At 52.2% G+C, this 13414-nt stretch carries 9 protein-coding genes; 5 read left to right on the top strand and 4 right to left on the bottom strand.

Annotated features, from left to right (window positions below):
• Nucleotides 1-370: 370 nt before the first annotated feature.
• Nucleotides 371-2404 (bottom strand): S9 family peptidase, encoded by a 2034-nt coding sequence (locus V2I46_11360; GenBank protein MEE4178094.1) that lies wholly within the window; start codon nucleotides 2402-2404, stop codon nucleotides 371-373.
• A 171-nt stretch (nucleotides 2405-2575) separates the two neighbouring features.
• The gene (locus tag V2I46_11365) at nucleotides 2576-3190 is read right to left on the bottom strand and encodes a TetR/AcrR family transcriptional regulator (GenBank protein MEE4178095.1); all 615 of its coding nucleotides are present in this window, start codon (nucleotides 3188-3190) and stop codon (nucleotides 2576-2578) included.
• A gap of 256 nt (nucleotides 3191-3446) precedes the next feature.
• On the opposite strand from V2I46_11365, the gene V2I46_11370 reads away from it, so the two are divergent.
• The 5 genes from V2I46_11370 to V2I46_11390 all read left to right on the top strand — a co-directional run bounded on the left by V2I46_11370 (nucleotide 3447) and on the right by V2I46_11390 (nucleotide 11084).
• Nucleotides 3447-4046, top strand: coding sequence for a nitroreductase family protein (locus V2I46_11370; GenBank protein ID MEE4178096.1), 600 nt, complete (start codon nucleotides 3447-3449; stop codon nucleotides 4044-4046).
• Between the two features lie 110 nt (nucleotides 4047-4156).
• A complete protein-coding gene (locus V2I46_11375) occupies nucleotides 4157-5260 on the top strand; it encodes a PorV/PorQ family protein (protein MEE4178097.1) in 1104 nt (367 codons plus the stop codon).
• Nucleotides 5261-5272: 12 nt separating this feature from the next.
• Nucleotides 5273-10240, top strand: a complete 4968-nt coding sequence (locus tag V2I46_11380; GenBank protein ID MEE4178098.1) for a C25 family cysteine peptidase — start codon at nucleotides 5273-5275, stop codon at nucleotides 10238-10240.
• A gap of 11 nt (nucleotides 10241-10251) precedes the next feature.
• On the top strand, nucleotides 10252-10659 hold the full coding sequence (locus V2I46_11385) for a hypothetical protein (protein MEE4178099.1): 408 nt from the start codon (nucleotides 10252-10254) through the stop codon (nucleotides 10657-10659).
• 8 nt (nucleotides 10660-10667) lie between these two features.
• Nucleotides 10668-11084, top strand: coding sequence for an NUDIX hydrolase (locus V2I46_11390; GenBank protein MEE4178100.1), 417 nt, complete (start codon nucleotides 10668-10670; stop codon nucleotides 11082-11084).
• Nucleotides 11085-11217: 133 nt separating this feature from the next.
• Here V2I46_11390 and elbB read toward each other — a convergent pair whose 3' ends face one another.
• Nucleotides 11218-11874 (bottom strand): isoprenoid biosynthesis glyoxalase ElbB, encoded by a 657-nt coding sequence (gene elbB / locus V2I46_11395; protein ID MEE4178101.1) that lies wholly within the window; start codon nucleotides 11872-11874, stop codon nucleotides 11218-11220.
• A 175-nt stretch (nucleotides 11875-12049) separates the two neighbouring features.
• Nucleotides 12050-13411 carry an ABC transporter permease gene (locus V2I46_11400; protein ID MEE4178102.1) on the bottom strand — a complete coding sequence of 454 codons (1362 nt, stop codon included), beginning with the start codon at nucleotides 13409-13411 and terminating at the stop codon, nucleotides 12050-12052.
• Nucleotides 13412-13414: the final 3 nt, after the last annotated feature.

Genomic DNA, 13414 nt, shown 5'->3' on the forward strand with positions numbered 1-13414 from the left:
CGTTAATATTAAAAATAAAGTCCTGAGAAAACCCAATGAAACCATTAGAAAAAAACAATAATAAAACCAATAAGATTTTCACTTCGGTGAAATGTATTTTTTTTATCATATCCAACCTCCTATATTTTAAAGCCCTTGGGCATTTAAATTCAAAAAACAATTTTCATTGGGGAAATTTGCAGGCAGTCTTCCGGGTTTTTACGAACGTTTACCGCCAACAAAACACATTTCGCCCAATTTCACATAAGTAGCAAATTTAGCAATATTATTCATTCATCCGTCGAAAAAACAGACAGGTAATGAAAATATTTTATTAATTGAATACCTTCTCAAAAAACTCACTGGTTATCAAACCGTTAGCAAAGGTGTTTTAATCCTTTAAATAACGCCCAAACCAGTTGAAAAGTTCATTATACCAGAAAATGGAGTTTTGGGGCGAAAGGACCCAGTGGTTTTCGTTGGGGAAATACACCAGGCGGGCATCGAGGCCCATCGCCTTGTAAATGCCGTACACCAGGAGGCCGTGGTTGATGGGCACGCGGTAGTCGCGCTCGCCGTGGATGACCAGCATCGGGCTTTTGAAGTTGTGGGCAAACTGTGAGGGGTTCTGGCTGTTGAGCCGGTCGAAGTTCTCCCAGGGGGTGCCGCCATATTGTGCACCGCGATTGCCCGAATAGTCGCTGGCAAACTGCAGGTGCAGGTCGTACACCCCGGCATGATTCACCAGGGCGGCAAAGCGGTCAGTATGGCCTGCAATCCAGCTGACCATATAGCCACCATAGCTCCCGCCTGCAGCAGCCATACGGTTCTCATCCACCAGGCCCCGCTCAATGAGGTAATCGGCGGCTTTCATAATGTCTTCGAAGGGCTTGTTGGCATTCTCGCCGTGGATGCTGATGGCGAAGTCCTGTCCGAAGCTGGTGGAGCCGTGGAAGTTGGGGAAGGCCACGATGTATCCGGGCGAGGCGAAGAGGTGGCTGTTCCAGCGGTAGTGCCAGTAGTCGCCAAAGGTGCCGTGGGGACCCCCGTGGATCATCATCACCAGGGGATATTTTTTCGAGGGATCGTAGTTGGGCGGGTAGTTGATGAACATCTGCACATCGGCATCGTTGGCGCCCTTGAAAGTCACATTCTCAATGCGTCCAAAGTCTATCTTCCTGAGGATGTCATCGTTGAATGCGGTCATTTTGCTGAGCCCGTCGCGACGGCTTAAATCGAGGCGGTACAACTCAGCAGGACTGCTGAGGTTGTGGTGGTTAAAGACCAGGGTCTGGGTGCCAGATAGTTGTGCCCCACTGTTGGTGCCTGAATGAAAGAGGCGGGTATGCTGCCCACCTGCTGCCGGGATGCTGAAGATGGACTGCATCGCCTGGTCTTCGGCGTGGAAATACACGGTGCGCCCGTCGGCTGACCAGAACCAGTCGGAGCACGAGAGGTCGATGTTTTCGCTGAGTGGGTTTTTTGAGTCAGTCCGGGTGTCGTAAAGGGTCATCACCACGCGGTCGGCATAAAAGTGGGAAATATTTTGCTTCCCGTAGAGAACATAGCGACCATCGGGGCTGAACACCGGGCTGCTGTCGTCGGCCGTGTTTTCAGGGGTGATGTTAGTCATTTGCCCGCTGCCGTCGGTGGCCAGCAGGAAGACATCGTAATTGGTGTCCTCATAGGGCGGCGGGGTGGTGTTCATGCTAAGGGCAATGCTTTGGCCATCGGGCGCAATATCATAGCTCACCCCGCCCATCATATCAAAATAATTCACCGTATGGGGCATCAGGTCGGTCACCTTGCCTGACTGCAGCTCAAGGCTGAACAGGCGGGGGTAATAACCATCCGTAAGCCAGCGGTCCCAGTAGCGGTACATGGCGTTTTCGGTCACTTTGGCGGTCACCTTGCTTTCGCTCATTTTCTTTTGCAGTTCGCGCAGCTTATCCCAATCGCCATTGTATTCAGGCAAAATGTTGGCTGCAAATGCAATCCGGTTGCCATCGGGGAACCATTTGAGGCCAAAGACGCCAACGGGCAGGTCAGTGATTTTTTGGGCTTCCCCGCCTTGAAGCGGCAGGATATAGACCTGAGCCGGGCCATCATGACGACGTGAAACAAATGCCAGGCGGGTTCCATCAGGGCTCCACACAGGTGACCCTTCTTTCCCGCTAAAGGTAAGGCGGCGCTGTTCGCCTGTGGCGTTGTTAAGCAAATAAATGTCGGTGGCTGAGTTATTGGCTTCAATGTCCCATTCATTCACCGTAAAGACGGTCCATTGCCCATCGGGTGAAACCTCGGGATTGCCCACCCGCTTCATCTGCCAGAGCAATTCAGGGGTGATGGGAGATTTGTCCTGGGCCAGGAGAGGCTGGAAGGAGCAAGCGAAAATTACGAGCGGGAGAAGTTTTAGAGCTTTCATTTTGATTTATGATTAACGGTTAACCCTGCCTGCCGGCAGGCAGGGATTTGCGATTTGCGATTTACAAAAACCCAACACCCAAAACCTACAACCTGACACCTGACACCCGAAACCTGATACCTTAAAACGTGACACCCAGCAGCCTAAACCTTGAACCTTGAACCTTGAACTTTAAACCTTAAACACCTTCTCGAGTACCAGCTCATCCACAGCTTTTTTGCGTTGGTCGAGCAGGCGCCCCAGGGCTTCTTCACCGCCTGGATACAATACCTGGCTGATCAATGGCATCGCCAGGAAAGGGAACAGGCATACAGAGAACATATTGACCAACAGTTCACGGGCATCCACCGCCTGCATCCGCCCCAGCAAGGCTTCTTCGTTGATCTCCTGCTGCAGGGCGTTCAGGTCGGCCTTGTAGCTTTCCAGTATGGGGTACATCATTTCGGGGTGTTGCTGGGCCTCCTGCAGGATAAATCCCGGCAGGAAAGGCTTGCGCAACAGGACCTGCAGAAAGCGGTCGACCAGCATCTGCAGGCGCTGCCGAAGGGTTGCGGCCTGCTTATCGACCACCATTTCGCTTAGCGAGGCAAAGCCCGTAAGGGCGTCTTCCATCACCTTGCGAAACAGCAACTCCTTGCTTTCAAAATAATAATGCAACAGGGCCTTGTTGACCCCGGCATCATCGGCGATCTGCTGCATGCGGGCGCCCGCATACCCCCTGAAAAGGAAGTTCTGGGTGGCAGCCTCCAGTATGCGCTGCTCGGCGCTTTGCTTATGTTCTTCCATAATATTCAGCTTTCGGGTTAAGGTTAAGGTTGAGGTTAAGGTTGAGATTAAGGTTAAGGTTAAGGTTAAGTCCCAGGACCTTATCCGTGTAATCAACTAATTACCACATCAGCACATCATCCCATTCTCTTCGCTTTTCCAAATTTAAGGGAAAATCCATCCATAACAAAAATTTTCACCAATTAGTTAATCTTATCAAAAAAAACATCAAACAAATGCAGGTCGATTTTGTTAATTGAACAAAAACAAAAACACAATGGAAAAGCCTGCCATTACCGATAAGAACCTTCACCCCCTGCTGAAAAGCCGTTGGAGCCCCCGTTCGTTTGATTCACGTCCTGTTGAGGCCGATAAATTGCAGCGCATTTTTGAGGCGGCCCGCTGGGCGCCCAGCAGCTTCAACGAGCAGCCCTGGCGCTTTATGCTGGGCATTAAGGGGGATGAGACCTGGGATAAGATTTTCGACAGCCTGCTGGAATGGAACCAGCAATGGGCTGTTACAGCTCCGGTGTTGGTGATGGCTATCGGCAGTAAGCATTACGAGATGACCGGCAAGGAGAGCGACATCTATAAGTACGATGTGGGGCAAGCCATTGGCCATATGACCTTCCAGGTGATGGAGGAAGGGCTGATGATGCATCAGATGGGTGGTTTTTCAAAAAAGAAGGCCATAGAAAATTTCGATATTCCTGAAGAATTTCAGCCCTTGACGGTTTCAGCCATAGGCTACCAAGCTGCTCCTGAGCAGTTGCCCGAGGAATTTGCCAAAATGGAATACAATGAGCGGCGCCGCAGGACACCTGAAGAACAAGTCTTTGCCGGACGTTTCGGGCAGCCATCCCCCCTGGCAAAATAATCCGGGCATTCCTGCAGGACAGCTTCCGTATTTCCACCGAAAAATCCCCCTGAATTTTTGTATATTTGGGACGCCCGGTTTTGGGTTGAATAACGGATATCTGTCTGCCAATGGAAGTGCGCCGCATCCTATTCTTCTTTTCCCTCCTGAGCCTGCTTGCCTTTGGCAGTCAGGCCCAGGCCCCCAAGTACAGCAATGAGTTTCTGAGCATTGGGGTCGGTGCGCGTGCTTTGGGGCTTTCCAATGCTTTCACTGCCCTGGCCAATGATGCCACGGCAGGCTACTGGAACCCGGCAGGCCTGACCCGCATCCAGTCGAATTTGCAGCTTTCGCTGATGCACACCCAGTATTTCGCAGGCATTGCGCGCTATGACTACGGCGCCCTGGCTTTTCGCTCTGGCGACAACAACCATTTTGCCGTATCCTTCATCCGCTTTGGGGTGGATGATATTCCCGACACCTCAGAGCTTATTGACGCCGAAGGCAACATCAACTACGACCGCATCCGTTCGTTCTCAGCTTCCGATAATGCCGTTTTCTTTTCCTATGCCCGCCTGTTTCCCAATATAGAAAACCTGCGTATCGGGGCCAATGCCAAGATCATCCGCCGCACTGCGGGTTCCTTTGCAGGCGCCTGGGGCTTCGGGCTGGATATCGGGTTGCAATACCAGTGGAAAGACTGGCACTTTGCGGCGGTGGGACGCGACATCACTTCTACCTTCAATGCCTGGAGCTATGACTTCGATGAGCAGATGCGCGAAGTGTTTACCCTGACGGGGAATGAAATCCCCGAGAGCAGCCTGGAGGTCACCCTGCCACGGATAGTCCTGGGTGCAGCACGGCAGTTCAGCTTTTACCAGGACTTTGGCTTACAGGCCTCCCTCGATATGGTCATCACCACCGATGGCCGCCGCAACGTAATGATCAAGGGCGACCCCTTCAGTCTGGACCCCAGCCTGGGGCTTGAGTTGTCGTATAAAAACCTGGTTTTTCTGCGTACCGGTCTTGGCAATTACCAGCGCTATACCCGCAATGATGAAACCACCCGCGGAAGCATGCAGTTCAATATGGGCCTGGGCATCAACCTGGGCGAACGGCTCAGCATCGATTATGCGCTAACCGACGTTGGCGACCAAAGCGTTGCCCTCTATTCCAATATCTTTTCCCTCCGGTTTAACATCGACCGCAGGGAACGAAATGAAACGGCAGAATAAGGACCTATACCATTGAAAAAGACCCTAATACATATCATCCTCCTGTTCTTAGGCCTGCTGAGTTTTGGCCAGGCGCCCTTTGGCAACGAATGGATCAACTACAACCAGCAGTATTTCACCATCAAGGTATATGAACAGGGCCTTTACCGTATCAGCTATGGCGCCTTGCTGGATGCAGGGGTACCCCTGGGAAGCTTTGATCCCAGGAGTTTTCAACTATTCTTCAGGGGGCAGGAACAGCCCATCGTGGTCGCCAATGAGCAAAGCGGCCTGTTTCAGCCCGGAGATTACATCCTCTTTTATGGCGATCGCAATGACGGCCAATTGGATGAAGAGCTTTACAAGGGCTCCCAGTTTCATCCCAACCCCAACTACAGCCTTTATACCGACACGGCCACCTATTACCTCACCTGGAACAGCTTGCTGAACAACCGGCGTTTTGTTCTGGAAACCGACATTAACTTTGAAGGGTATACCCCAGCCCCTTATTTCTGGCATACGGAACGCCAGGATTATACCGGCACCTATTATGCAGGGGAAACCAATAATGTCGGGATCACCGATCCCGAATACACCCAGGCGCAAGGCTGGTTTGATGCTGCCCTCACCCTGGGGCAGAGCCGCAGCAAGACCATTCCTACCCCCAACCTTTATCTGGCTGGTCCACAGGCCAGAATTGATATGGCTGTGGCTGGTGCCTCCAATTATGCCACCCTAAGTCCGGATCACCACCTCCAGATCCAGTTTGCCAGCCAGTTGATCGATACCCTGTATGACGGCTATAAACTGCTGAAGTTTACCCGTAATGTGAACGTTTCATCATTAAACCCTGCGGGCACCCCCTTTGTGTTCACCTCCATCAACAACCTGAACAGCCCCGTTGACCGTAGCGCCATTATTTACATCCAGGTACGCTATCCCCATAGCTGGAACCTGCGCAACCTGCCCCAGCTGAAACTGGAACTCCCGGCAGGCAATGAAAGCAAGACGCTGATCAACTTTAGCAGTTTTGACGCCACAGAAAATGATACTGTATGGGTCTTCGACCTGGGCAATAACCGCCAGATCCCGGTGTTACTGGAGGGTGAACAATGGAAAGCCCTGGTGCCCGACGGAACCCAGTTAAGGAGCCTTTTCCTGACCTCCTCTGCCAGGATCAAAGCCGTGGATCAGGTTCAACCAGTAAGCACGAATCCTTCGCAATTTGCCCGTTTCCGAAATTTCGGCAGCCCACCCTACCTGGAGGCCGATTACCTGCTCATCACCCATCACAGCCTGTGGGATGCCGCCACCCAATATATGAACTACCGCAACAGCACGGGTCAACAGGTGCTGATGGCCGAGGTGGATGAACTCATGCACCAATATGCCTATGGCACCTTCAAGCACCCCCTGGCCCTGCGCAACTTTGTCCGCTTTGTTATGGACCGGAATCCCGAGGCACTTCCCGAGTACCTCTTCTTGGTGGGCAAGGGCATTGACGCCCGCAGTGCAAGAAAAAATGCTTCGGTATATGCTGCCAACCTGGTGCCTTCTTTTGGGGACAGAAGCTCGGATGCCCTGATCACCGCGGGCCTCGACGGCTACCAATATGCTCCCGCCCTGGCCACCGGGAGGCTTTCAGCTCGCAACCCGGCCCACGTGAACCTTTACCTCAATAAGGTCATCGAATATGAAGCCGCCCAGCAAGAGCCCCAGGACTGGATGAAAAACATCCTGCATTTTGGTGGGGGCAGCAGCCAGATCGAACAGGTTTTCCTCTACAACTACCTCAGGCAATACAAGGAAAAGCTGGAAGCACCCTATTTCGGAGGGTATGTGCGCACTTTCCTGAAGAGCAGCACCGAACCTATCCAGATCAACCAGAGCGACTCCCTGAAACAGATCATCAACAACGGGGTGTCGCTGATGACCTTCTTTGGCCACGCCACAGGGGTTGGCTTCGACATCAGCATTGACCAGCCTTCCGAATACGATAACGCAGGCCGCTATCCCTTCGTAACCGCCAACTCCTGTTATTCGGGTGACCTTTTCGGCAATTATTTGAGTACCAGTGAAGATTTTGTCCTGCTTGAAAACAAGGGGGCCATAGGATATATGGGAGCCACCACCCTTGCAGGAACAGGAGACCTTCACCAATTTTCCAACCGCTTTTTCGGGAATTTGTCCTATGATATGTATGGGCAGTCTATCGGTAAAAACATCCGTAAGACCATCCGCGACCTGCAGGCCCCCATTTATTCGCTGAAATACATCAGCCTTTACTCAGCCCTGCACGCCGATCCCGCGCTGATAATCAACAGTTTCCCCCAGCCTGACTACAGGCTGACCCAGCCCGACATTTCCTTTATCCCAAAGGATGTTACCGCTGAGCTGGATACCTTCACCGTGCGGCTCAGGGCCACAAACATCGGGAAAGCCATTACCGATTCAATGATGGTAGAGCTGGTCCATACCCTGCCCGATGGGAGTACGAAAAACTACCTGAAACGGGTGACTACCCCACTATTCCGCAGTGACGTAGATTTCCGCCTGCCCATTGACCGGGTGAATGGTATTGGCCTGAATTATTTTACCGCCACGCTGGACGCCTACAATGAGATCGAAGAACTCAACGAATCCAATAATCTGGCCACCACCAGCCTGCTGATCAAATCGGCTGACCTGCAACCGGTCTATCCACCAAAATACGCAGTGGTTCCCGAACCACAGGTCACACTTAAGGCCTCGGTGGGCAACCCTTTCGGGGAGGCGCGCAACTACACCTTTGAACTGGATACCAACGCCAGGTTCCTGAACCCCTTAAGGGAAAACATCAACAGCGGGACAGGGGTCATCACCTGGAGCCCTCCCCTGTCTATGACCGACAGCACGGTTTATTTCTGGCGGGTGAGCCAGGACTCCACCTATACCGGCGAATATAACTGGCGCAACAGCTCTTTTCAATACATCAGCGGGCAAAGGGGTTGGAGCCAGGCCCATTTCGACCAGTTTGGGCTGAATAATTATCGTTATGTTAATTACAATGAAACGGAACGCCTCTGGGATTTTGAGAATAACCGGATCACTGTTGCCGCCCAGACGGGCTATTACCCTTATATGGAATACTTTGAAAACTGGCTGCGTGTCAATGGCGTGCTGACCCGCGTCTGGTCTTGCCTGAGCACCAGCGGCCATGGCATGGTATTCTTTGTTTTTGACCCGGTAAGCGGCGAAAATTGGCTAAGCATTCCGCAGGGCGATGGCCTGGGGCAGTTCGGCAATAACCATTGCACAGTAAGCAGCCGGACAGGTTTTGATTTCTATACACATACCGATGAGTGGCGTGAGCGCGTGCGTATCTTTCTCGACAGCATCCCCGATGATCATTACATAATGGCCTGGAGCCACCGCAACCATTATGCAGAGAATTTTTCTGAAGAACTCAAACAAAGCTTTGAAGCCTTTGGCAGTGGCCTGATACGCAACCTGCCCAATAATTTGCCTTACCTCATCTGGGGACAGAAAGGGCAAGCCATCGGCTCAGCCAATGAAGCCATCGGTCAAACCATCACCTCCATCATCCAGATCGAAGACAGCCTGGAAACCAACTGGAACAGGGGCTTCATCCTTTCCGAACCCATCGGCCCTGCCAGCAGCTGGGAGTCCATCCACTGGCGTCAAAACAGCCTGGAAGAGCCCAATACTGATGAAGTGAGCCTCGACGTCTTTGCAATGCAACCCGGCGGGGAACCCGTCCTGCTTTACGAGGACCTTTCGCCCAGCCAAACCGATATCCACAACCTGGGCGACAGCATCGATGCCAGTCAATATCCCTTGCTGCAGTTGCGCGTAAACATGTTCGACAACATCAACCGCACCCCTGCCCAGATGGATCGCTGGCAGGTATTACACGAAGGGATCCCGGAAGCGGCCCTTGACCCGGGAAAACATTTTGTGTTCCAGGCCGACACACTGCAGGAGGGGCAGGACCTGATCTTCAGCACGGCCATCACCAACATCAGCAATTACGATATGGACAGCTTGCTGGTACGCTACTGGATTGTGGACGAGAACCGCCAGACGCATCCCATCGCCTATCCCCGCCAGGCGCCCCTGCTGGCAGGACAGAGCCTGATCGATACCGTTCAGTTCTCCACCCGGGGATTGCTGGGAAACAACACCTTCTGGATAGAGGTCAATCCTGATAACGATCAGCTGGAACAATACCTCTTTAACAACATTGGCAGCTTGCCCTTTTATGTTGAACGCGACAAGGCCAACCCCCTGCTCGATGTGACCTTCGATGGTATCCGCATTCTCGACGGGGAAGTAGTATCACCCAAGCCCCACGTCCGTATCACCCTCAACGATGAAAATCAGTTCCTGCTGCTCAACGACACCTCCCTGTTAAAAGTCTTCCTGCAGACGCCCCTGCAGCCTGAATCACAGAGGGTTTATTTCACTGAGGGCGGACAAGAGATAATGCGATTCTTCCCTGCCAGCCTGCCCGACAACACCTGCGTCATCGAGTACGATCCCGAATTCCTTGAGGATGGTACCTATCATTTGCGCATTCAGGCCTCCGATAAGTCGCTCAACGAATCAGGCGATGAAGATTACACGGTGAGCTTCGAGGTGATCAACCGCAGCACCATCACCGAAGTACTCAACTGGCCCAACCCGTTCAGCACGGCTACCCATTTTGTGTTTACCCTTACGGGGTCGGAGCTGCCCACCTTCTTCCGCATACAGATTCTGACCATCACCGGAAAGGTGGTGCGAGAGATCGACATGGAAGAACTGGGGCCCCTGCGCATCGGGCGCAACATCACCCAGTACGCATGGGATGGTACCGATGAATATGGCGACAGGCTGGCCAATGGCGTGTATCTCTACCGCATCATCACCAACATTAACGGTGAGGAAATCGAAAGAAATCCCACCGCAGCAAGCCGTTTCTTCCACCGCGAAATGGGGAAAATGTATCTGATCAGATAAGCAACATCCTTATGATAAATTACCCTCCAAAAATACTGATCGCTCTTTCGGAAGCCATTGATGAGAACCACGACATTTTTTACTGGTTGCTCAAAAACGGCTATCCTGAACTCGCTGCCATTGCCAATGCCATTCACCTGAACGAGGAGGCTTTCGACTGGCTGATGAAAAATAAGTTTCCCCATTTTGGGGCATTCACAAAAGCGGTGTGGGACGACAAAAAAGCCTACTACTGGCTAAAAAAGCACGATTTTGAACTATTGTTGAAGCTGGCCGATGCCTCCAGGGGCGATGACGAAGCCATCCAGTGGTTTAGGGATGAGCAGCTGGATGTTTTTATAATCATCGCCAAAAAAACGCAGGAGGTAATCAAGCGCAAGGAGTTTGAGCTTAAGGATTACCACCGATTCCACATTTAATACCAGCTATGGAATACACCTATGCCTATCCCCGTGCGGCCATTACGGCCGATGCAGTAATCCTGAAGGAGATAGAAGAGCAAACGATGGTGCTGCTGATACAGCGTGCCTCACCCCCTTTCCAGGGGATGTGGGCCTTGCCCGGCGGTTTTATGGATATGGATGAAACCCTCGAAGAATGTGCAGCCCGCGAAACGGAAGAAGAAACAGGGCTTAAAGGACTTGACTTTATTCAGATAGGCGCTTTCAGTGCCATCGACCGTGACCCCCGTCACCGCACCATTACCGTAGCCTTTCTTGCCCGTGCAAATGAAAGCCACCATCCCAAAGCCGGCAGCGATGCCAGCAATACCCGCTGGTTCCCCCTCAACGACCTGCCGCCCCTGGCATTTGACCACGGGAAGATCATAGCAGCAGCATTTTAAGTGTTGTCAGGTTGTCAGGCTGTCTTTGTTATTTTGTTGATTAAATTGTACGCCTTGTCCCAGATATCCGACAACAAAGACAACCCTCCCTACCGGCAGGCAGGAATGATAACAATGATAACCTCCACAACCCCTACTTCCTTCTCATCTCCTCCATCATCGCCTTCACCAAATTTTCCGCCCCTTGGCCGATCTGGGCAATGTCGGCATCGAGCATATAACAAGGCGTAGTAAACAGATTGTTTTGCTTGTCAATGGTTACATCCCCGTGCCCGGTGGTTTTATGGATGGCGCCCATCTTTTCGATGGCTGAAGCAGTGCCTTCATCCTTCCCGATGGTCAGTTCGCCCTGACCCAAAACCCTGGCCAGCAGCACCGGGGAGATGCAAAGGGCGCCAATGGGTTTCCCTGCACGATGCATCCCGGTTATGGCCTTTTCCACATCTTCGTTAACCTTACAATCGGGGCCATCAAAGGCAAAAGTGCTCAGGTTCTTGGCTGCCCCGAATCCGCCGGGAAACAGCAGGGCATCGTAATCAGCAGGGTTAAAATGATTCAGCGCCTGGATCTTCCCGCGGGCTATGCGTGCCGACTCGGCCAGCACATAACGTGTCTCGGGCATCTCCTGCCCAGTGATATGATTCACCACGTGGTGCTGCACAATGTCAGGGGCAAACACATCATAGGTCCCGCCCTGCCTTTTGATGGCATACATGCTGAGGGTGGCCTCGTGAATTTCACTCCCATCAAAGACCCCGCATCCGCTTAATACGATTGCAAATTTTTTCATATCGCTGGCTTTTAATGATTTCAGTTTACTACAAACAAAAATCGTAAAATTTTCCCAAAAGCCCAAACCCTTCCACCTTGCCAATTGCTTTCAACCGGGAAGGAGCAGAAATTCTCCTCAATCGCCAAACTTCAACCTCCACCTCAATCTCAACCTTAACCTTAACCTCGACTTCCTACTCATACCTGAGCGAGGTCACCGGGTCCTTTTCAGCGGCTTTACGCGCCGGCATATAGCCAAAAACAATGCCCACCGTGGCAGCCACCCCAAAGGAGACCAGGATGGATTCGGGCGATACGATGGTGAGAATATCCGTGAAATGCATAATGGCCCTTGAGAGCCCGATACCCAGGAAGATTCCGAGGATGCCCCCGCTGACGCTGATAATGGTGGATTCTGAGAGAAACTGGAACACGACATCCGATTTGCGGGCACCCACGGCAAGCCTGATACCGATCTCACGGGTGCGTTCCATCACTGAAGCCAGCATGATATTCATGATGCCGATCCCGCCTACAATGAGCGAGATACCGGCGATAGCCCCCAGCACAATGTTAAAAATATCCTTGGTGCGCTGTTCCTGTTCCAGCAACAGTTCAGGAACAATGACCTCAAAGTCCTCCACACCGTAATGCCGGCGAATCAGCATGCGCTGGATGACATCGGCCGAAGGTGTCAGTTGTTCGGAATTTTCCACTTGCACCGTGATACGATCGAGCTGATGGTAATTCTTCGCCTGGTCTTCCTCACTGGAAGCAGCCACCCCGCCAATTACGACGAAATTACCGCGCCCGCGGCCTCCACCTCGTCTGCTCTGCTGCAGTTCTGCTACCGAAATGGCCGAGCGGTCCTGGAAACGCAGCAGCAGGGTTTGCACCGGCGTATAGATCACGTTGTTGAATTCACTCACCCCCAGGTTCTCAATGGCATCCTCGGTAACCAGACGATCTTCCACCACCCCGATTACCGTAAGCCAATTGCTGCCAGCCTTGATTTGTTTACCAATGGGATTTGAACTGCCAAAAAAGATGCCCCTGATGTTGTTGCCAATGATGGCCACTGGGGCGCCCTCTTTCAGGTGGGCCTCCGAGAACATTTCGCCCTGGGCGATCTTCAGGCGGTACACCTCGAAATAATCCGGCGTGACGCCACCTACCCTGACCGGCCTGCGGATACCTTCGTTCATGGCAAAAGTGCTGATCTCCACTTCGGGGCTTAGTTTCTTTACGGTGGGAACAACTTCGCGGATGCTTTCCACATCAGCCAGCGTCAGCCCCGGCGAGAACTTCCCTCGCTGGGACTCGTCCTGGCTTTCGTCCTTTGCAAATAGTGGCCGTATGATGATGTTGTTCACCCCCACCATCTTCATTTGCTCGAGGATCTCCTGCCGGGCCCCGTTGCCAATGGCCAGCATCGCAATAACTGCTGCAACACCAAAAATGATGCCCAGGGCGGTTAGCATCGACCGGAACTTATTGGCAATGACTGCCTCAAAGGCAATGTTCAGGTTATAGAAATACTTTTCGAAATACTCCATCAA

Origin of the sequence: Bacteroides sp. (assembly GCA_036351255.1) — a bacterium.
Taxonomy (GTDB): Bacteria; Bacteroidota; Bacteroidia; order Bacteroidales; family UBA7960; genus UBA7960.